The sequence below is a fragment of the Flavobacterium sp. WC2509 genome, assembly GCF_052683105.1.
Genome location: NZ_JBQZFG010000001.1, coordinates 4002575 through 4025006, shown reverse-complemented (window position 1 = coordinate 4025006; position 22432 = coordinate 4002575). Strand labels below are relative to the sequence as shown.

Annotated in this window: 12 protein-coding genes and 1 tRNA gene; 6 read left to right on the top strand and 7 right to left on the bottom strand. The window is 34.7% G+C overall.

The window, feature by feature from the left end; translation table 11 throughout:
• Window positions 1-8: 8 nt before the first annotated feature.
• From ACUN3A_RS16675 to ACUN3A_RS16645, 7 genes are all read right to left on the bottom strand, one after another.
• Window positions 9-2438 (bottom strand): glycoside hydrolase family 2 protein, encoded by a 2430-nt coding sequence (locus ACUN3A_RS16675; protein ID WP_445552415.1) that lies wholly within the window; start codon window positions 2436-2438, stop codon window positions 9-11.
• A 4-nt stretch (window positions 2439-2442) separates the two neighbouring features.
• The gene (locus ACUN3A_RS16670) at window positions 2443-3600 is read right to left on the bottom strand and encodes a glycoside hydrolase family 88 protein (protein WP_445552414.1); all 1158 of its coding nucleotides are present in this window, start codon (window positions 3598-3600) and stop codon (window positions 2443-2445) included.
• A 285-nt stretch (window positions 3601-3885) separates the two neighbouring features.
• The gene (locus ACUN3A_RS16665; protein WP_445552413.1) at window positions 3886-7992 is read right to left on the bottom strand and encodes a two-component regulator propeller domain-containing protein; all 4107 of its coding nucleotides are present in this window, start codon (window positions 7990-7992) and stop codon (window positions 3886-3888) included.
• A gap of 136 nt (window positions 7993-8128) precedes the next feature.
• Window positions 8129-9814: a DUF4955 domain-containing protein gene (locus ACUN3A_RS16660; RefSeq protein ID WP_445552412.1), complete on the bottom strand. Its 1686-nt coding sequence runs from the start codon at window positions 9812-9814 to the stop codon at window positions 8129-8131.
• Window positions 9815-9994: 180 nt separating this feature from the next.
• On the bottom strand, window positions 9995-10855 hold the full coding sequence (locus tag ACUN3A_RS16655) for a polysaccharide lyase family 7 protein (protein ID WP_445552411.1): 861 nt from the start codon (window positions 10853-10855) through the stop codon (window positions 9995-9997).
• A 47-nt stretch (window positions 10856-10902) separates the two neighbouring features.
• Window positions 10903-11253, bottom strand: a complete 351-nt coding sequence (locus ACUN3A_RS16650; RefSeq protein ID WP_445552410.1) for a cupin domain-containing protein — start codon at window positions 11251-11253, stop codon at window positions 10903-10905.
• Window positions 11254-11260: 7 nt separating this feature from the next.
• Complete coding sequence (locus ACUN3A_RS16645) at window positions 11261-13516, bottom strand: alginate lyase family protein (RefSeq protein WP_445552409.1); 2256 nt, start codon at window positions 13514-13516, stop codon at window positions 11261-11263.
• A 492-nt stretch (window positions 13517-14008) separates the two neighbouring features.
• On the opposite strand from ACUN3A_RS16645, the gene ACUN3A_RS16640 reads away from it, so the two are divergent.
• The 6 genes from ACUN3A_RS16640 (at window position 14009) to ACUN3A_RS16615 (ending at window position 22415) form a co-directional block, all read left to right on the top strand.
• Window positions 14009-14096: transfer RNA gene (locus tag ACUN3A_RS16640), tRNA-Ser, on the top strand.
• Window positions 14097-14276: 180 nt separating this feature from the next.
• Window positions 14277-14600 (top strand): DUF6660 family protein, encoded by a 324-nt coding sequence (locus ACUN3A_RS16635; protein WP_445552408.1) that lies wholly within the window; start codon window positions 14277-14279, stop codon window positions 14598-14600.
• 97 nt (window positions 14601-14697) lie between these two features.
• On the top strand, window positions 14698-17820 hold the full coding sequence (locus ACUN3A_RS16630) for an efflux RND transporter permease subunit (RefSeq protein ID WP_445552407.1): 3123 nt from the start codon (window positions 14698-14700) through the stop codon (window positions 17818-17820).
• Between the two features lie 181 nt (window positions 17821-18001).
• On the top strand, window positions 18002-19105 hold the full coding sequence (locus ACUN3A_RS16625) for a TolC family protein (RefSeq protein ID WP_445552406.1): 1104 nt from the start codon (window positions 18002-18004) through the stop codon (window positions 19103-19105).
• Between the two features lie 11 nt (window positions 19106-19116).
• On the top strand, window positions 19117-20376 hold the full coding sequence (locus ACUN3A_RS16620; protein ID WP_445552405.1) for an efflux RND transporter periplasmic adaptor subunit: 1260 nt from the start codon (window positions 19117-19119) through the stop codon (window positions 20374-20376).
• An 11-nt stretch (window positions 20377-20387) separates the two neighbouring features.
• Window positions 20388-22415: a heavy metal translocating P-type ATPase gene (locus ACUN3A_RS16615; protein ID WP_445552404.1), complete on the top strand. Its 2028-nt coding sequence runs from the start codon at window positions 20388-20390 to the stop codon at window positions 22413-22415.
• The last annotated feature ends 17 nt before the right edge of the window (window positions 22416-22432 follow it).

The window sequence follows — 22432 nt, the reverse complement described above, 5'->3', positions numbered from 1 at the left end:
TTGATAATTTATATTTTTTTGAATTTTAAATATTCCCCTTTAAAATTTTGATTTAAAATGGTCATTTCAATTGAATCTCCATTTGTGTTTGGAATAACTTCAATAGCAGCCTTTCCGTTTGACATTCTAATCGATTCACTTCCTGTTGGTGTACCTTGATTTTTTAAAGTCTGACCACCCGATAAACATTGGAAATAAACACGATCTTCATAATCCAGACAACGAAGATTGTTTTTATCTACGGCAATTGCAGTTACCAGATAGTTTCCGTTTTGCAATTTTTCTGAAGATAGAACAAGTCCTACAGCTGCTTCATTCTTTGTAAAACGATAATTAACTTCAATTGTATCGGTTACTTTTTTGCCATCGTTTGCTGTTCCAACAGCTATAAAGGTATTTTTTCCTTCTGTGAAATTCACGTCCCAAGTCAAACCCGAAGCTGGATAACTTTGTGTGTTTCGGTTTTTTATACCTAAGGAAACTCCGTTATGAAAGAATTCCACTTTAGGACAATTACTGAAAACATTTAGTACACGAGAGGTGTTTTTTGGACCCTGACGCTCAGTCCAAGTATGGGATTCAATATAAGCAAAAGGTTTGTCACTCCAGTAACTTTTAAATACATAATAAGCATCTTTTAGGTTTCCGTTTCTATCCACCAATCCCTTTTGGTTCATATAAGGAATATCATCTTCTGGCCGTAAAGGTGTTCCAAAATCTTTAAAAGCCCATTGGATGTTACCCACAAATGTTGGGTCATTTTCAGAAATATGCAAATGCCAGTCAAATAAATCAACAATATAATTTTCGCTCCAATCTCCAATTTGCGCAATATTGGCCACTTTAGTTTGAACGATGGCTTCTTCCCAACCTTCCGATTTTATAAGACCTTCGCCTGTAATTGGGTTTTCAGAGTGACGCCCAACATGACTATCTCCGCCATATTCGGCATGGATGAAATGCTTGTAATCTAATTTATATTTATCGATTGCCTTTTTATAACTTTTATAGCTTCCAGAATACCAGCCTGACCAAATAGAAGGCGAAAACACATCTACGATTTTTGAGCCTTCTTCGTATTTTCGAATAGCTGTTTTTCTATTTGGATCTAATTTATGTGCAATAGTATTTAATTCTGTTAAGAAAACATTCGTTTTTTCAATATTATCACCATCAGGAAAATCGGGAAGCCAATTCATTTCGTTCCCCAAAGACCATATAATAATTGAAGGGTGATTGTAATTTTGATTGATCATTTCGGAAAGTAAATTTTTGGTATTGGTTTGCCAAACTTCATTTCCAATCCCGCCACGACACCAAGGTAACTCATCCCAAACCAATAAACCCAACTCATCACAGGCTTTATAAATTTCTGGATCTTGTGGGTAATGTGCCAGTCGAACAAAATTGGCACCCATTTCTTTTATGGATTCCATATCTTTTCGATGTTGTTCGTTTGACATTGCTGCTCCTACCCCTGCGTGTTCTTCATGACGATGTGTTCCGCGAATCAAAACTCGTTTTCCGTTCAGGTAAAATGGTCCGTTATCTTTAAATTCAAACCATCGAAAACCTACTCTGTCGTCAATTTTGTCGATTGTTTTTCCGTTTTCCAATAATGAAACACTAACAGAGTATAAATTTGGAGCATTAATATCCCACAATTGTGGATTTTTAATTTCGTCGAATTCTATTGTTGTTTGTTCTCCCGATACATTTCCCTTTTTGGTAGCAACTACTTTTCCTTTGGGATTCGTCAATTGTGCCAAATAAGAAAATCCAGCAGAACCTTTATCGTTTTTAACCGAAGCAACAACCACTAAAGAAGCTGATTTCTCTGAAACTTTTGGTGTTGTAACTTTAATATTCTCAATGTGATTCTTTGCCATTGACAGTAACCAAACATCTCTTGTAATTCCGCCATAAATAAAGAAATCACTTTTCTGGGATGGAATTATTTCAATGTTGTAACTATTGTCAACACGAACTAAAACTTCGTTATTTCCTGCATTTATATATTTTGTAATATCAAAAGTAAAACCGACATAGCCTCCAATATGTTTCCCAGCTTCTTTTCCGTTCACATATACAGTAGTGGTAATATTGCTCCCTTCAAAATATAATTTATACTCTTTATTCCCATCAATAATAGGAATAACAAGGTTCTTTTTATACCAGCTCGCCATTCTTCGGTAACCAGGATTATTATCCGTGGCGTCTTGACTGTTCCAGCTATGAGGCAGTTTTATTCCAACCCAGTTACTAGCATTTACTATTTCGGATAGATTTTTAGCATCATTTTCTAAATAATTCCAATCGGAATTGATATTAATTTTGCTTCTCTCTAAATTTTCCATTTTCTGCGCATTTATGGCACCAAAGCCAACAATAATATAAAGCACAAATACATGTACCAAGTTATAAAGATTGATTTTCATAAAATTAAAGTGCTTTTTTTCTAATTATGGCTTCCAAAAAGTAGTAGTCTCCGTATATGATTGGTTCGTCTATTTCGTCGTTTTTAGGCAAATGTCCTGTACTATGATCTAATATAAAAGGACCTTTTACAGTCTCATTCAAAAGATATTTATCTGAACTCAGACTATGAATCACTTTATTTGAATAATTTAAATACATCTCATCTTTTGTGTATTTATACAGTTCAACTAAAGCAGAAGCCATTACAGCAGCAGCAGAAGCATCTCTTGGGGCATTTGGAATACTCGTGTCATTAAAATCCCAATACGGAATTCCATCTTCGGGCATATTTTTATGATTTATAAAATACTTGGCGGTAGCCTCAGCCTGTTTGAGATAAGCTGCATCTTTGGTGTAACGATAACACATAGTAAAGCCATACACAGCCCAGGATTGACCTCTAGCCCACGAAGAATCATCTTTAAAACCTTGAAAAGTTATTTTATTTTTAGCTACTCCAGTAATCGTGTCGTATACAACAACATGATAAGTACTACCATCTTTTCTAAAATGATTTTTTAGAGTCGTGTTGGCATGCTGAATGGCTATCTTTTTATATTTAGCATCACCTGAAAATTTGGAAGCCTCAAAAAGCAGTTCCAAGTTCATCATATTATCAATGATTACAGGAAATTCCCAAATATCCTTGTTGAAATCCCAAGACCTGATAGAACCCACTTTTTTATTAAATCGGGTGATTAGCGTTTCAGCACTTTTAATGACTACAGCTTTATATTTTGGATTGTTTTCTACTTCCAGTCCTTTTCCAAAGCTGCAAAAAATCTTAAATCCAACGTCGTGGCTATGATTATTTAATTTTTCTTTTTCCATAAAGGCATTCCAAACTGCCGCTCTTTCCTTGAATCTGGAATCACCAGTAAGCTGGTATATCTGCCAAAGGTTCCCCACAAAAAAACCACTGGTCCAATCTTTTGAAGGTACTTTTTTTACAACACCCGTCTTTAAAGACATACTACGCGGAAATCCTAAAGAATCAATTGGATAGTCCAGAAGACTCTGGTATCGTTTTTCAAGAAGAGCATTAACATCTTGAGTTTTTGAATGATTTTGAGCATTAACAGTAGTTTTACAAGCCATTGAAAGCATTGCAAAAACGAACATGACAACTAAATATTTGTTTTTAACCATAACTGTTTAAATAAAGCGATTACCAATAATATTTGAATACTAAATTTAGGAGTTCCATGTTCCTAATTAATCTAAATAAATAATAAATAGGCCCAGGCCGATAATAAGCGACACTAAAAACGACGACACTATTGTAATTTTAATTTTATACCATTTCATATTGCAAATGTAGAAATGAAGCAAGTTCCAAAAATTCAAAAAAGGGTATTCAAAAATCCAAAATGGATGCAATTTCCCCAGTAAAACAAGGGTTTCTGTTTAATTCTGGGAATCTTCAGAAAATTTGTCTGCATATTGAGATGGGGTTTCTCCATATCTCTTTTGGAAACATTTACTAAAGTATTTCGGGTTATTAAAACCTACTTTATAACTTATTTGAGAAACATTCATTTTGTTTTGTTCCAATAATTGAGCTGCACGTTTCATCCTTACCTCATTAATAAATTCATTTGGAGTGAAGTTTGTCCAAGCTTTTATTTTGGTAAATAACATCGTTCTGCTTACTCCAAGTTCAGAACTGAAAAATGGAATATCAAACTGCTCGTTGGCTATATTGTCTTCTACCAGTTTAAAAGCCTTTTTAAGCAACTGTTCATCCAAAGAAGAAACGGTAATTTCTGCTGGAGCAAAAGTATTATCGCTAGAAAATTTAGCTTTCAATCGTTGAGTGGAATCCAAAAGGTTTTTGATTCTCAATTTAAATTCCTTTAGATTGAAAGGCTTGCTTATATAATCGTCGGCGCCGTTTTCCAATCCTTCTATTTTATAAATCAAAGAAGATCTTGAAGTAAGCAGAATAACCGGAATATGACTGGTTTTTAAATTTTCCTTGACTTTGGCACAGAGTTCAGTCCCTACCATTTCTGGCATAATAACATCACTTATTATTAAATCCGGAACATATTCAAGTGCTTTTTTAAGTCCTTTTTTCCCATTTTCTGCTTCAATAATGTTGTATTCTTTCTTCAAAAGATTTTTCATGAAGGAACGTAAAACCTTATGATCTTCCACAATAAGGATAGTGAGTTTATCCTCGTGAACTATTAAATCATTGACATCATCATCCTGAATAATTTCTGAATTTTCTAATTGAGCTGTGTATTGGCTAACATCATCACTGATTTTAAAATCCACTAAAATTTCTTTTTCAGAAAGATGCTCTTTTCCTAGCGGAAGGGTCACTTTAAAAACAACTCCTCGTGTATCTTTATTTCTCACGTCAATATTTCCGTGGTGAAGTTCAACAATATTTTTGGCTATGGAAAGACCTATTCCAGTACCTTTATTATAATTGATTTCTACATTTTTATGTGTTGGAATTTCGAAAAACAAATCAAAAATTTTATCAATATTTTCTTCAGCGATTCCAACTCCTGAATCCTCCACTTCAATTACAATATTATTTTCCTCTTTTTTAATATGAATTGAAATCACACCTCCTTTTGGTGTATATCTAAAGGCATTCGAAATCAAATTATAGAATACGCGTTCTAATTTATAACGGTCATAATAGACTAAAATTTCGTCATTCAACGTGTTAAAAGTATAGGTATAGTTTCCGTCTTTTGCATACTCGGTAAAGGACAGGAATATTTCATTCAGGAATTTTACAATATTTCCTTCGGCAGATTCCAGTATGAATTGATTATTTTCAAATTTTCTGAAATCCATCAATCTATTAATCAGGCTTAAAAGATGATTGGCACTACTTTCTATCACCAATAATTTTTTATACATCTCATTGCTACCATTATAGTTCGAAAGAATCTGTTGTAATGGCCCCAAAATCAGCGTTAAAGGCGTTCTAAACTCATGTGAAATATTGGTAAAAAACTGTAGTTTGGCACTAGTGTTTTCTTTATTTATTTCACCCTCCATATATTCCAATTCCAATTCTTGTTTCAGGTTTTCCTTGGACTTTATGATCCATATCAATCCGTAAAATGCAGACCCTATTACCAAAAAATAAAACAAAAAAGCCCACCAACTTCTCCACGGAGCTGGTTCTACAATAATTTCTAATGTAGTTGACGTTTTGTTCCAAACCCCATCATTGTTGGCTCCTTTAACTTCAAACAAATAGGTTCCGGGTTTTTGAATCGTATAAACTGCTTCAGTGTTTGTTGTCGCAGTCCAATTGTTTTCCAAACCAACCAATCGGTACAAATATTGATTACTTGTAGAATTGATAAAATTTGGTATTGCAAAATTTATCGAAATATTAGCTTTGTCATAACTCAGTGTCAGTGATTTGGTGTAAGTAATACTTTTTTCCAAAATATCCTGATCGTCATTTACATTAACCGATTCATTTTTAATCTTAAAATTAGTCAGAATAACTTGTGGAGAATAGCTATTTAAAGCGATGTGATTGGAGTCAAAGTACGAAGCTCCCAAAGGCCCTCCAAAATAGAATTTATTAGAATCCAGCTGTAAGAATGCATTATCATTAAATTCATTGCTGACTAGACCGTCTTTTTGATCATAAACAATCATCGAATTTTTCGAATAATTGTATTTAATAATTCCATAATTCGAACTCAGCCACAAATTATTTTTAGAATCCTCTGAAATAGAATGGATCGATGTTATTGTCGAATTTCCTATGCTGATATGAATATTAGTAAAGCTTTTTCCATTAAACAAATAGAGTCCTTTAGCTTTGGTTCCAACCCATATTCTATTTTTTTTATCCTGAAATAATGAAAGAATATCATCTCCAGAAAGCACTTTGTTGTCAAAGAAAAAATGTTTAATCTGATAATTATTGTTATCTAGATCATCTAAATTAATGAGATTCAGACCGCTTTGGGTACCAATCCAAATGTTATCATTTTTATCGACCAAAAGTGTTCTAATCCTATTGTTCGATAAAAAATTATCCGAATAATTATCATTGCCAATAACCTGATACGTCTTATTTGAAATATTGTAGCGTATCAAACCTTTGCCAAAAGTTCCCAACCATAAAATATCGTTATTTCTCCCTTTTTTGATAACATATACACCAGTTTCTCTGAGTAATTTTCTCAGATCGGGTGCAATATTGTCATTAATAAATTTTCTGGAATGTGTATCATACGCTTCCAATCCCTCCGAAAAAGTACCAATCCAAAGTATTCCCTTGTCAGAAAGAAACATTGACTTAATGCTATTCCTGGATAATTCGCTGCTATTCTTTGCGGCAAGATAACTGGTAGTTTCGGTTTTGTGGTCAAGAATGGTAATTCCTCCACCTTCTGTACCAAAATAAATATTTTTATCCTTATCGGCTACTATCGAACTGATGACATCAAAACTTAGGGATTTCTTTCCTGAGTCCTGGTTCAAATTTGTAAAATTGGTATTGGAAATATCCCAAATATTGACGCCATTATAATAAGTTCCAATCCAAACGGATCCCTTTTTATCTGTAAAAACAGATTTTATTTTGGTTATGTTTGTTTTTTTATCCGGATTATTAAATATTTTTTGGGTTGTTCCGTCCTTTTGCATTACACTAACTCCGTTGTAAGCGCCAATCCACAATGTCCCTTTTTTGTCTATATCTATTGACCTAACATCGACATCAATACCATTCTGCATTCCATTTGCTAAAAGCGAAATAAGTTTTTTAGAAACAGCATCGTATTTATAAATTCCGCTGGTTTTAGTACCAATCCACAAATTACCAGTTACATCTTCTTTGATACTTTGAACAAAAAGCGCCTCGCCATTCTCAGGGCTGTTAAACTGTTGAAATAAAAACACACCCTTTTTTCTACTTATTAATTTGCACAACCCTTTTGCCGTTCCAATCCAAACAGCGCCGCTTTTGGTTTTCAAAATACTCAAAACAAAATTATTAGGTAAACTAGATGAGTTTTGGCTCGAATTAAAAACAGAAGTGAATTTTCTTGTGCTTTTATTGTAAATACTCAATCCGCGAGAAGTTCCTATCCAAATTTCATTGTTTATTTCCTTGATATCCCAAACCGTATTATTGCACAATGAATTATAATTGCTGGTATGAAAAAATTGTTTAAATGAGTTTTTTACAGGATCATAACAGTTAAGACCATTATACGTTCCAACCCACATATTCCCAGATTTATCCTCTTCTATCGACAGAATATCATTGTTACTTATCGAAGTAGAATCTTTTGAATCATTACGATAAATGGTAAACCTGCTGCCGTCATATTTATTCAAACCATCTCTGGTTCCAAACCACATTTGTCCAATAGCATCCTGACGAATAGCAATTACTGAACTTTGCGAAAGACCATCAACGGTAGATAAATTGCTTAGCCGATAGGTATTCGTTTGGGAAGAAACACCAATGGCTAATAATAAAAAAGACAGAAAAAAAAGGGTTTGTTTCATTCTAATATTTCATCAGTAAATAATTCGCCAATGTGAATAATCTATATTAATTCTAAGAGTTAAAGGAAGTAAAAAGATTTAAAATTCATGCTAAACAACACAACTATTTATCTATTTACCACTCTCTTTCAGTAATTTATTTCAATCGCTTCTTTAATTGATACTCATATAAAGAAGGTTCTTTTGGAATAGGTTTATTCAAAAATTCAACATAAGCGTCAGGACCATATTCTAATTTAAAATTTTGATTTCCGTGAACACCTATTATTCTTGCAAATGGACCATCATTCATACCATTCAGAACTATGGGTTTTGAGGAATCAAACTTTCCTTCAACAGTGACATTAATATTCCAAAAAGTGGTAAAAGCACCATGAGAAGGTTTCCAGTAATCCGCTCCGCCAGCCAAAAATAAAGGATAGCTGTTATCTCCCTTTGGAGTAATATGAACCTTTACATTATCAAACAAATTTTGATGATTGGCACCCGCATGCTGATCTAAATTGGCATTCGTAAAAATTTCGCAGTTTTGGTACACATCTTTAGTCGAAAAGGTGTTAAAACTAAGTGGATGAACCGCATTATTATAGATTTTAAGATTTTGGACCAGTACATTATGAACACCTCCCATTGCAACAGTATAGTGGGCAATATTGTTTCCATCTGTAACAATATCTGCAATGGTTACATTTGCAATTTCTTCGGTTAGGATCCCGCTTTCAGCATTATGGATTACAACATCAGTTACCCAACTATTGTATATTCTGGTCAAAAACAGGGCGTTGTATCCCTGCTCCACATGGTGGGCAACCCTCGGTGTATCAGGGAAAGTAAATCTAAGATGTTCAATCCCTACTTCAGACAAATGTTTCCATTCGACAAGTTGTGCTTGATAATTTGGTTTTATTTCCAATAATAAAGGCGTTTTGATTGTAACCTTATTATTAGTAATTTTTACGATTTCCACTTGTTGTCTTACGATCGGCAAAGTTGGAAATTTCCAATGATGAGAACCAGGTTTTACGTTTGAATTATTGTATAAAGCTTTAATTATTTCTCCGTTTTCCCCATCTTTATTGAATAATTCCAATTCGACTACATCTCCAACTTTTAAACCATTAACATCCGAAACTGTAAAAGTATTTTCTCCTCTTTTACCACTTAAAACTTTAGCCAATACATTTAATTTAGGATCGTATTTTTCCAGATATGATTTTACTCTTTCATTGGGAACCTGTGTCCAAATAAAGCCTCCAGACCAAGCATATTGTGAAAAAGGCAAGTCGATATTATTTTCTTTTTCCCGCTGTCTTTTATCAAAAGTGGTCAGGTATTCCCTCAATTCCGTTAATGATTCTGGATTTTTTAAATACATCATCGGCCTTGGACAAAAGATTTCAGTTCCATTTTCTCCAGATCCTGCTCCCCTAAGCACAAAATTACTGCGTTCGATATATAAAATATCGCTCAAAATGATTCGGCCAGCAGGCAATTGCAAAACCACATTCCCTTTGATAGCACTTGCCGCTTTTATTGCTTTAATCAGATTTTTGGAATCATCCAATCCATCATTTGCAATAACTCCATAATCAGTCGCATTTATAATTTGCGTTTCAATTTCGGGAATTTTTACTTCTCCAAAATGATATCCCGCATAACTGAAATCAGGCAGGTAATTTTGAGCAATACTTTCTTTGTTCGTAATTATTCGAGGTAATTCCTGTGAAAACAGAATATGAGACAACAATAGAATTGTCACAAAAAAGATATAAGTTACAACACTCTGATCGAAGAATTCGTTGTTTTTATTAGATGGGGACATATAATTAGATTTTATTCTTCAAATGTAAAATAAGAGGGTGATCTAAAAATCCAAAAAAGGGTAGTAAAACATACAAATAGTTGAATAATAGCACTCTCAATTGAATAAAATAGCCACAGATTAAAAGAATTTTCACTAATAATCCATGGCAAATATTTTTAGAAGCTAAAAACTACATCACTAATGAGAAGTTTCTAAAGCGTATATCTTAACCTTAGCGTAGGTATTTGGTTCCGTCGATTGAAAATAATTTCCCGCTTTGAAATAATTTTCAAACACTCCCCATTTTTTCATATTGATATCATTATAAACTAACGATTCAGTTCCGTTAAGAATAACTTCCATTCTACCTTGAGAAACTTTAATTTCTAGAGTAAATTTGTCAAAATTCACTTTTTCTTTAAAATCTCTACCTTCATCATCTCCCCAGGCCTTAACATCTAATATTTCTTTATCAGTGGCATTTGGATTTTTAAGAACCTTAGTTTTGACTCTAATCTTTCCATTTTCCCAATAAATTTTTAATACCGGCGGTGCATTGTTGTCTTTTTGCCCGATTAAATTTCGCTGTTCTTCGGATAATCTTCCATGAATTTGCGCAATGATAACTTTGCTATACTTCCCATTTTGATCTTTCGACACATCAGCCATTGCATACGTCCCTTTAAATACTCCTCCTTTGGCAAAAGTCCAATTCAGATTCTTATTACCCGGCTCCATAACTTCTCTTAATTCGGATCTTGAAAAATGACTATTGGCTGTAGTTGATCCTGATGGAAAGGCATAAAAAACAATCGATTTATCCTTTTCATCATTATACATATATTTTTTAAGCACTGGATTATTGGCAAAATCCAATATTTCCGGATATCCAACATCAATGGGCTGGCCTGGTTTGTTTGGATTTTCCTCAGGAACAGTAACACTCCAATGCGATAAATCTATTGCTGCTGTTTTCGTTTTGTCTTTACCTGTATCTTGACCATAACATACCCAAGAAAATGCCGTAAAGACTGCGATTTTTGAAAAACTTATACTCATTATAATTTTAAAAAAAGTGGTGACAATTTGTTTGTACTAAAAAAGGATTAAACCTTCATAAAATCTTCACGAATGGGACTGAAAACATCAATAAGAACACCGTCTTCCAAACAAATGGCTCCGTGTAACACATGAGGCGGAATATAAAAACAATCGCCACCTTTCAAAATCTTGGTTTCCTCCCCAATAGTCATTTCAAATTGACCGCTGACAACATAAGTTACTTGTGCATGATAATGTTCGTGCATTGGACCTATTCCTCCTTTTTCAAATGATACATTTACGAGCATAATAGTATCATCATACCCCATTATTTTTCGTTTTACTCCCTCTCCAACTACTTCCCACGGAATTTCATCTCCTAATAAAAATTCTTTACTTGCTCCAAAACTTTGCATACTGTTTTTATTTAATTGTTGTTTTATAATATGGACCTACCCAATTGTAGTTTTTGTTATTGATTTGCAAACGATGCTTTTGATTTGCAATGTTGTTTTTTGTTGCCAAAACAAAGAGAGTGACCACTCCCGATTTGCTTTTAATTTCCACTCCAATATAATTTGGATCTTCATAAACCACATTTAATGAAGCGATATTGCTTGAGGAATTGGTTGCTAATTCAGTAACCTTATTGTAGTTTCCATGTGTTTCGAGAACAGAAACAAAAGTGGCTTTTTGGGTATTCTTTTTTCTGAAAATAATACCCGGTTCTTTTCTCAAATTAAAATTGGGATCGTTTGCCCCAATTCTCACAAAGAAAACCTCATCATTGGGCTGAGTAACCGAAGTCAGTGTGTAAAAACTTCCTTCGTTCAGCCAGGAAATCTTAGAATTAGCTGCAGTTAAAATAGCAGAACTTTCTTTCCATAAATGTTGATAGCCATTTGCTTTTCCAAAAGGTTCTAACGTTTTTGGAGTTTCATAAGCAAAATTGGCCGACATGAATTGCCCCAAATAATAGAACGGTAAATCATATTGATTGGCCGTTTTTGAATCCAATTGAATGATATCCAGTAAAAATGGCTTTTCAAAACCTTCTTCCTGGATTAAAGCCATTGTTCTTTGCATGGTTGTTCCTGGATAGGCATTATTTTCATTGGCACTTATAATTTGAACTTTAGGATTGGAAACATCAAACAGGTATTTCTCTGAAGCAAATTTGCTCCCCGTTTCAAAGTCTCCGCCAAAGTGGGAAGTTTCATTTTGAATAATCGTATTGTGCGCTATGGTTTGTTTGGCCCAAGTCGTGTTTTCCTTCAAATAATTACCGCCACCTTTTTGTTCAATATTCACAAATCTTGCCAATCCGTAATCCTGCAGAACATCGGTGCCGTTGTTATAATATGAAAAAGAAAGCTTGTCGTAATGTCCGTGACTCAATCCTTGGGAAGCGTATTTCATCACCAAAGTCAATTCATCTTCGTTTGTTTTATTTCTGATAATGGCAACTCCTCCCTGTTTTCCATCAGCGCCATCGGATAAATCGATGGATTTTTTTTCAAATGGTTTTTGCAAATTATTCTTAATTCCAAGTGCCACCGCCATACCTGAATTACCCAACTGAACACGTCCTTGTTTTTCGGCAATTGACAATAAAGAAGGATCTTTTCCTCCATACAAATAGGCAATGTCCACCGCCGAAACCAGTTCTCTGGAATAATAAGACATTCCTTTTTGACCATCATTCAACGGAAAAAACTCTCCTTCTGAATTCGTTAAATTCAATAAAGCATATACGGACTTTATCAGTATTCCTTTTTTATATTCGAATATTTTCAAATCGGGTTTGCTGTTTTGGAGTGCCTGCGCAAAAATCAAAAAAGGATACATAGCATACCTTTGGTAATAAGGCCCTTCCGTATAATAACCATCGGGAGAAAAAGGCTCATCAACATTGCCGAAAAAACCTGTTTTTTGCCCTTCTTTTTTAATTAATCCGCCATCATTGTCCTTCATTCCCGCAGGCAAACCATCATTCTTTAAACCATTTAAGGCGCGATCCAACAAAACCTCATCATTCATCACCAAACCTATCATCCCAACGGCAACATTACCCCATGTACTGTGATTATGAACCCTGTTAAAAAACTGCGGGGAACCGATCGATATGAAATCGGCAAAAGGTTTAAACAAGTCATTTTCGATTTTGGCACGGTCTGCTGGGCTAATAAAATCATATACACAATCATAAGCCTGGCTCACGTATACTAACCAATTCGCATCATTTAAAGCTTGCCAAAAAATCTTTCCTCTCGCATAAGAACGCTCTTGCGGATGCAAAGGCAAAGTAGGATACAGTTTGGCATAGGCCAATAACATATCTCGAACATAAATGGCATATTTTTCATCTCCCAATAATTGATACAAAACACCTGCTCTCTCCAAAATGAGGAAATTTCTTTTATGACGTTCATGGGTGTACCCTCCCGAAAAATCCTTTGGCACAGGAATATCAATACCCAAAGCAATTTCGGCATCAACTTCTTTTTTCACATCTGCCAAAGAAGCATCAAAAAGAGGTACTTTCCCCAGTTGCGACCTGATTTCTCGAACTCCTTCCTTAGTCAAAACCAAACTTGGATGTACTTGCGATTCTACATTAAAGTGTAAAAAAGTAAAAACTATAATTAGTACTATTCGTGTTTTATTTATTATGCTCATAATTTATTTTATAATTCCTTCTTGTCAAATGATTCTCCCCAATTTTAATTTCCATTTTCTTTATATTTTATTGTAAAAAATTCTAACTGACTTTTTATTGTTCAAAAATAAATATTGGTTAACCAATTTGGTTCTCCAAATATATTGTTTATTATTAATACAAAAAATAAAAAGAGACATTTTTTATTTTTTACTGAAAGAATATAAAATAGTAACTGTTTACCAAATTAAAAAAACTTTAATTTTCATATAATTAAAATACCTTCACTACTAGAGACAATATCCAATGGCGTGACTCTAAATACTGAAATATACTTAACTTTTAGCTACTTCATTAAATACTGCTAACATTATTAAAACAATAACACAATGAAAATTAATCATTTGTGAGTTATTAATAAAAATATAAAGACACTTACCCTATAAATATTTTTTTATATTAAAAAAGGGCTTATATTTGCACTCGCAAACAGCAAATGATTACGACATACTGGAGAAATGGCAGAGCGGTCGAATGCGGCAGTCTTGAAAACTGTTGACTGTAACAGGTCCGGGGGTTCGAATCCCTCTTTCTCCGCCAGTATTTAAAACCCGAAACGAAAGTTTCGGGTTTTTTGTTATTTACTATCCATCCCTATTTCGTGTAACTGGTTACTACTTCGGGATCAAGTACAAAAGGTCGAAATACAAAACACTTTCTGAAACATTTTTATCTTCATGAATTTTATGTGTTTAGAAATAAAAAACTATTTTTACAGTCATGAAATGGATTGCTATTATATTATCAATTTATCTAATTACCCTTTCGAGTATGCCTTGTGCGGATTTGGAAGTAAATAGCAGCGTACACAAAACAGCTCAGTTTTCATCTGAAGAAAATCATTCTCATGACAAACAAAATGATTTATGTTCACCATTTTGTACCTGCAATTGTTGTGGGGCACAAGTTTTAAGTTATCAAGCCAATATTGTTTTTGGTTTATCAACTATTCCTGCAGTAATCATAAAAGCTTTACCTACTTATAAGTCAATTTTATACTCCAATTTCTTCGGAAGTATTTGGCAGCCGCCTCAAATAGCATAATGATGCCCGAGTAATTTCGGGTTAGAAAGTTGTGACCTTATCACAAATAATGGCAAATATTCTATTTGCTGATTTCTAATTCATTACTATTATTTCAATGTTAGACAAAATCATACAATTCAGTATAAAGAATAAATTCATTATACTTTTGTTTACCCTCGTGCTTATAGCCTGGGGAAGTTATTCTCTTAAAAATTTACCACTAGATGCTTTACCAGATGTCACTAATAATCAAGTGCAGATTATTACTACTGCACCAACATTGGCAAGCCAGGAAGTAGAACAATTAATTACCTATCCGTTAGAACAATCTTTAAAAACCATTCCAAAAGTAATAGAACTTAGGAGTATTTCTCGTTTCGGATTATCAGTAGTAACCGTTGTTTTTAAAGACGATATTGACATTTATTGGGCAAGAGAGCAAATATTTCAACGTTTAAAGCAAGCCGAAGAAAATATTCCTAAATATGCGGGATCCCCAGAATTAGCGCCTATTTCAACTGGTCTTGGAGAAATATACCAATATGATGTATATGCCAAAAAAGGCTATGAAGATAAATACGATGCTGTAAAATTACGAACCATTCAGGATTGGATTATCATTCCACAGTTACAAGGTATTGAAGGTGTGGCCGAAATAAGCAGTTGGGGTGGTAAATTAAAACAATACGAAGTTGCTGTTAATCCTAATAAGCTGAATAGTTTAGGCGTAACCATTACTGATATTTTTGATGCTTTAGAAAAAAACAATCAAAATACAGGCGGTGCTTATATTGAAAAAGACCAATATGCCTATTTCATACGTGGGGTTGGTATGGCAAATGGTGTCAAAGATTTAGAGAATGTTGTAGTTAGCAATAAAAATGGTTCTCCTATTTTAGTTCGAAATGTAGCCGAAGTCCGAGAAGGAGTATCATTGCGCTATGGTGCTTCTACCAAAGATGGAAAAGGTGAAATAGTCTGTGGATTAGCCTTAATGCTAAAAGGAGAAAATTCAAGCGCAGTTGTTGATAGAATCAAAGAGAAAATGATTCAAATCAACAAAAGCCTGCCTGAAGGCGTTGTTGCCGATGCCTTTATTGACAGAGGAAAATTAGTAGATAACGCCATTGGTACAGTTACAAAAAACTTACTCGAAGGAGCTTTAATCGTAATTTTTGTATTGATTTTATTCCTGGGAAATCTTCGTGCAGGATTAATTGTCGCTTCTGTAATTCCGCTGGCAATGCTTTTTGCCGTAATCCTAATGAATTATTTTGGAGTAAGCGGCAATCTAATGAGTTTAGGAGCTATCGACTTTGGAATTATAGTCGATGGAGCTGTAATCATTGTCGAAGCCACAATGCACCATTTACAAAAACTCAAAAGACAAAAAGATTTAACTCAATCCGAAATGGACAGTGAGGTATATCAATCGGCTTCCAAAATTAGAAACAGTGCCGCTTTCGGCGAAATCATTATCTTAATTGTGTATTTACCAATCCTGGCGTTAGTTGGGACAGAAGGTAAAATGTTTAAGCCAATGGCTATGACTGTAGGCTTTGCCGTAATTGGAGCCTTTATTTTGTCATTGACTTATGTGCCAATGATGAGTGCACTGTTCTTATCCAAAAACACCGAGCACAAATCAAACTTTAGTGATAGGATGATGACATGGTTTGAACAAATATACAGTCTGTTTTTAGAAAAAGCACTGCGTTTTAAAAAAGCAGTTTTGGCTATTTCATTAGGTTTATTTGTATTCGCAGTAGTTGTTTTTCAAAATATGGGAGGTGAATTTATTCCAACCATCGAAGAAGGAGATCTAGCCATAAATGTTACTATTATGACAGGAAGTTCCCTTTCTCAAATGATAAAAACAACGACGGAATACCAAAAAATTCTAAAAGCAAAATTTCCGGAAATAAAAACTGTGGTGGCAAAAATCGGAAGTGGTGAAATTCCAACCGATCCAATGCCAATTGAAAGCGGCGATTTAATTATTGTACTAAAAGACAAAAGTGAATGGAAAGGAGATTATGACAATTGGGAAGATTTAGCCAATGCGATGAAACAAGAAATGGAAGCGATTCCGGGTGCTACTATCGAAATCTCCCAACCCATTCAAATGCGTTTCAATGAATTAATGACAGGAAGCCGAAGTGATATAGCTATTAAAATATTCGGGGATGATTTAGAGATTTTGGATACCAAAGCAGCAGAATTGATTTCGAAAATAAAAAACGTTGAAGGCATTGGCGATTTAAAGGCTGATAAAGTAACAGGCTTACCGCAAATTACTGTAAAATACGATTACAATAAAATTGCCTTATATGGTTTGAATATTACAGATATTAACCAAATCATCCGTTCTTCATTTGCAGGAGAAAGTGCAGGTAAAATCTATGAAGAAAGCAAACGATTTGATGTCGTGGTACGAATGGATAATGCCAATCGAACAGATATTACCGATGTGAGTAATTTATTTATTCCGTTACCAAACGGACAGCAAGTACCACTATCGCAAGTAGCAACGGTTTCTTATGAGCAAGGTCCAGTTCAGGTTTCCCGTGAAGATGGTAAACGAAGAATTACTGTTGGATTAAACGTTCGTGGTCGAGACATTAAAAGCGTTGTAGAGGAAATTCAACAAAAATTAGACAAAGATTTCAAACTTCCGGCAGGCTATTATGTTACTTATGGCGGTCAATTTGAAAACCTGATTGAAGCAACCAAAAGACTGTCGGTAGCATTACCTATTGCATTAGCATTAATAATGGTTCTGCTCTATTTTACTTTCAATAGTATGAAACAAGCGGGATTAATATTTACCGCAATTCCGCTGTCTGCTATTGGTGGTGTTTTTGCCCTGTGGATGCGGGGAATGCCTTTTAGTATTTCAGCAGGAATTGGATTTATAGCCTTATTTGGAATTGCAGTATTAAACGGAATTGTATTAATCTCTTATTTCAATCAACTCAAAGCTGAAGGAATAACCGATCCTTTACAAAGGGTTTTAATGGGTACAAAAACACGTTTACGTCCCGTTTTAATGACTGCTGCTGTAGCCTCTTTAGGATTTATGCCAATGGCCTTATCAACAAGCGGTGGCGCTGAAGTTCAAAAACCATTGGCAACTGTGGTAATTGGCGGGTTATTATCGGCCACATTATTGACATTGATTGTTTTGCCAATTTTGTATTTATTGTTGGAAAGTAAATTTAACCGCAAAGAGCGCTAGGATTTACGCAAAGGACACAAAGAAAAATTTGAAGAAAATGAAAAAATTTTTATACAATTTAAGAAAAATAAACTTTGCGAACTTCGCGCTTCTTTTGCGGACTTTGCGATTAATTACGTTGTTATTGCTAAGTACAACAACATTTGCACAAACTAAAATATCGTTGCAAAAAGCAATCGAAATGGCAAAAACCAATAACATTGATTTAAAAATTGCCGATAAAGAAATTGAAAAACAAACGGTTCTCAAAAAGACAGCATTTCAAGCTGACCCTTTGCAAGTACAATACCAAGGAGGGCAATTCAATAGTGCCGATTATGATCACAATGTTTCGATTCAGCAGTATTTCCCGATTGGAAAAATTACCAAAGCGAATCGTCAATTACAGGAAGAATTGGTCAAACTAGCCGAAAAACGAAAAGCGTTATCTGAATATGAAATTGAAAAAGCAGTAACAATTGCCTATTATCAATATTTGTATGGTGTTTCTATTCAAAAACTAAACATGGACTTATTAGCAATATATTCAAAATTTCTAAAGAATGCGGAACTGCGTTTTCAAACAGGCGAAAGCGGGAAAATCGAAGTCATCAGTGCCAAAGCAAAATCAAAAGAAATTGAAACACAACAAGCGCAACTCGAATTTGATTTGGCTATTTATAAAAAGCAGTTGCAGTTTTTTGTTCAAACGGAAGATGATATTGTGCCAGATACCACGACTCCACTGCAGTATTCAATACAAACGAATGAAAACCAGTCAAAAGTTGAAACGTTAGTAACAGATTATTATACACAACAAATTTCGGTGCATCAAAAAGAAGCAAATACGTTTAAAGCCATGAGAACGCCAAAATTAGGAATAGGATATTTTGGTCAGACAATAGACACTAAATCCTATTTTCAGGGATTTACCGCTGGTCTACAAATCCCCTTATTTGGCGGTGTAAATACTGCCAGAGCAGAAGCTTCATCCATTAGTATATCTCAAACGCAATTAGAATTAGATAAAAATAAATTGGCTTTAAAATTGAAAATGCAGGAATTGAAAAATGATTTCGATAAACAGCAAAAAGCCTTAGACTATTATCAAAAGGAAGGTTTGCAATATGCAGAAGAAATTATTACCACGGCTCAAAAGAGTTATGCCAATGGCGATATGAGTTATTGGTCCTACATCAGTTTTTTGAATCAGGCTATTGATATTAAAAAACAAAATGCCGAGGCTACCCACGCCTACAATCAAAGTGCCATTCAATTGCAATTCCCATCCATCTCTAACAAATAAATTTTCTCAAAATGAAGAATTTAATACTAAATACAATTTTAAATATCAAGATTAAAACCACACTTTTAGTGCTTGTTTCTTGCCTCTTGCTTCTAACTTCTTGTGGCGAAAAGAAAACCGAGGAAGCAAGTCACGAAGAAGAAAAATCAGAAAATGAAGTGGCATTAACGACAGTACAATTTAAAACGGTTGGTATTCAAACAGGTTCTGTGGAAAACAGGAACCTTAATTTGGTGATAAAAGCCAATGGTTACACGACAGTTCCTCCACAAAACAAGGCTAATATTTCAACTTTAATTGGAGGAACAGTAAAAGATATTTTAGTTCTGGAAGGTACGTTTGTAAACAAAGGAAAAGTATTGGCAACCATTCAAAATCTGGAGGTAGTTGAAATGCAGGAAGATTATAATTCGGCTATTGCCAATATCGAATACCTGCAATTAGAATACAATCGCCAAAAAACATTAAGCGACGAAGAGGTAAATCCGAGAAAAGTGCTTCAGGAAGTAAAAGCAAAATTAGCTGTAGAAAGAGCGAGAGCAAAAGGGGCAAAAAGCAAATTAGAAGCCTTGCATATGAGTACAGGTGGGTCAAGTCTGGTACCAATAGTTTCGCCAATATCAGGTTATGTTGGAAAAATCAGTATTGCCAAAGGAGCATTTGCAGAAACTGGAACAATCCTTTTTGAAGTAGTTGATAATAGTCAGATACACTTGGATTTGAATGTGTATGAAAAAGATTTGGGAGCTATTTCTGTGGGGCAGACTATTGATTTTATTTTGACAAATCAAGGTAACAAATCTATCAAAGGAAAAATATTTGGCATTAATAAAGCATTTTCAAACGAAAGCAAAACCGTTGCTGTTCACGCCAAAATAGATCCCGCAGATTCCAAAGATTTAATTTCCGGGATGTATGTTTCGGCCAATATCAATATTACAAATGCAACTGTTCCTGCATTGCCAAAAGATGCTATTGTTAGAAACGGAGATAAATATTTTGTTTTTATTCAAGAAGACCATGCTACAACCAAAAAAGCAGAAGCTCACGAACATAAAGAAGACGAAAACCATTCTGAAAAAGCTAGTGGCGAAGAAGCAGGACACAACGAAATTCATTTCAAGGCAATAGAAGTTGTACCAGGAACTACCGATTTAGGTTATACAGAAGTAAAATTTGTTTCAGCAATCCCTGCCGATGCAAAAATTGTAATCAAAGGGGCTTTTTATTTGCTTTCTGCTATGAAAGGCGGCGGAGAACACGAACATTAATTGAAATAATTATGAAACACGAACATCAACACGATGCAAACGGTAAAGAGATTGGTTGCACAGTAGACGAAAAAACAAAATCGAAAAATAATAATCAATCAGGATGCTGTTCTGCACATAATGAAACAGAAAGTCATTCGGATGAAGATGGCCACGACCATGACCATTCAGGCGGGAACCAAACAATGTTTCAAATGTTTTTGCCAGCCGTTATAAGTTTTGCATTATTACTTATTGCGATTGGTTTTGACAATTATTTTCCACAAACCTGGTTCACCGGCTGGGTGCGAATAGCGTGGTACATTGTCGCTTATGTTCCTGTTGGATTTCCTGTACTCAAAGAAGCCGTTGAAAGCATTCGCAAAGGCGAAATATTTTCAGAATTTCTCTTAATGTGCATTGCGACCATCGGAGCATTTGCTATTGGCGAATATCCCGAGGGTGTTGCTGTTATGCTGTTTTATGCGATTGGCGAAGTATTTCAGACACTGGCAGTTCAACGGGCAAAATCCAATATCAAATTATTATTAGACCAACGACCAGATGAAGCAACTGTTTTGAAAGATGGAAATCCAACAATCAAAAAAGCATCAGAAATAACCATTGGCGAAATCATCCAACTCAAATCGGGCGAAAAATTAGCATTAGACGGAACACTTTTGACGGATACTGCCACATTCAATACAGCTGCATTAACCGGAGAAAGCAAGCCCGACACCAAATTGAAAGGCGAAACTGTTCTGGCAGGAATGATCAACCTAAATACCATTGCACAAGTCGAAGTTACAACAGCTTACACCGACAGTAAACTATCAAAAATTCTGGAAATGGTACAAGAGGCAACAGCCAAAAAAGCACCAACCGAATTATTTATTCGAAAATTTGCTAAAATCTATACTCCTATTGTAGTCTATCTGGCAATTGCAATTTGTGTGTTACCAATGTTTTTTGTTGATAATTATGTCTTTAGAGACTGGCTGTACCGGGCATTAGTTTTCTTGGTTATTTCCTGTCCTTGTGCATTAGTAATCTCGATACCGCTGGGATATTTTGGCGGAATTGGCGCTTCAAGTAAAAATGGAATCCTATTCAAAGGTTCTAGTTTTCTCGATATCATGGCATCCATTCAGGTGGTTGTTATGGATAAAACTGGAACGCTGACCAAAGGTGTTTTCAATGTTCAAAAAGTCGTAGCTGTGGGTATTTCCGAAGATGATTTGGTAAAATTCACAGCGGCACTCGAAACCAAATCAACGCATCCTGTTGGAACGGCAATCATAGAATATGCGAAAGGAAAAGAAAAAAATGTTACTGTAACCGATGTTGAAGAAATTGCAGGACACGGATTAAAAGGAAAAACTAATGGCAACGAAATCCTTGCAGGAAACGTAAAATTGATGAAGAAATTCAATATCAGTTATGATGCTGAAATAGATAATACTCCATTCACAATTATCGTTATTGCTATCAACCAAAAATATGCTGGATACTTTCTAATTGCGGATGAAATCAAAGAAGATGCGAAACAAGCCATCGAAAGTTTACATAAAATAAACATCAAAACGGTAATGCTTTCAGGAGATAAACAAGCCGTTGTTGATGCTGTTGCTAAAGAATTGAATATCGATCAAGCGTATGGCGATCTGCTGCCTGAAAACAAAGTCGAAAAAGTCGAGGAATTAAAATCTCAAAATTTAAAAATTGCTTTTGTTGGCGATGGTGTAAACGATGCGCCAGTAGTTGCCCTTGCTGATGCAGGCATTGCAATGGGAGGTTTAGGGAGTGATGCAACGATTGAAACGGCTGATATTGTTATTCAAAACGACCAGCCTTATAAAATATACACCGCCATAAACATTGGTAAAAAAACAAAGCAAATTGTCTGGCAGAATATTGGTTTGGCATTTACTGTAAAAGCGGTTGTTTTGGTACTTGGTGCTGGAGGATTAGCCACAATGTGGGAGGCTGTTTTTGCAGATGTCGGTGTTGCATTATTGGCAATCTTAAATGCAGTCCGGATTCAGAAGATGAAGTTTTAGAGTAAATAATTGCTTAA

Coding starts and splice junctions, on each gene's coding strand:
- ACUN3A_RS16675 (WP_445552415.1), bottom strand. CDS start 2,438: ATGAAAATCAATCTTTATAACTTGGTACATGTATTTGTGCTTTATATT.
- ACUN3A_RS16670 (WP_445552414.1), bottom strand. CDS start 3,600: ATGTTCGTTTTTGCAATGCTTTCAATGGCTTGTAAAACTACTGTTAAT.
- ACUN3A_RS16665 (WP_445552413.1), bottom strand. CDS start 7,992: ATGAAACAAACCCTTTTTTTTCTGTCTTTTTTATTATTAGCCATTGGT.
- ACUN3A_RS16660 (WP_445552412.1), bottom strand. CDS start 9,814: ATGTCCCCATCTAATAAAAACAACGAATTCTTCGATCAGAGTGTTGTA.
- ACUN3A_RS16655 (WP_445552411.1), bottom strand. CDS start 10,855: ATGAGTATAAGTTTTTCAAAAATCGCAGTCTTTACGGCATTTTCTTGG.
- ACUN3A_RS16650 (WP_445552410.1), bottom strand. CDS start 11,253: ATGCAAAGTTTTGGAGCAAGTAAAGAATTTTTATTAGGAGATGAAATT.
- ACUN3A_RS16645 (WP_445552409.1), bottom strand. CDS start 13,516: ATGAGCATAATAAATAAAACACGAATAGTACTAATTATAGTTTTTACT.
- ACUN3A_RS16635 (WP_445552408.1), top strand. CDS start 14,277: ATGAAATGGATTGCTATTATATTATCAATTTATCTAATTACCCTTTCG.
- ACUN3A_RS16630 (WP_445552407.1), top strand. CDS start 14,698: ATGTTAGACAAAATCATACAATTCAGTATAAAGAATAAATTCATTATA.
- ACUN3A_RS16625 (WP_445552406.1), top strand. CDS start 18,002: ATGGCAAAAACCAATAACATTGATTTAAAAATTGCCGATAAAGAAATT.
- ACUN3A_RS16620 (WP_445552405.1), top strand. CDS start 19,117: ATGAAGAATTTAATACTAAATACAATTTTAAATATCAAGATTAAAACC.
- ACUN3A_RS16615 (WP_445552404.1), top strand. CDS start 20,388: ATGAAACACGAACATCAACACGATGCAAACGGTAAAGAGATTGGTTGC.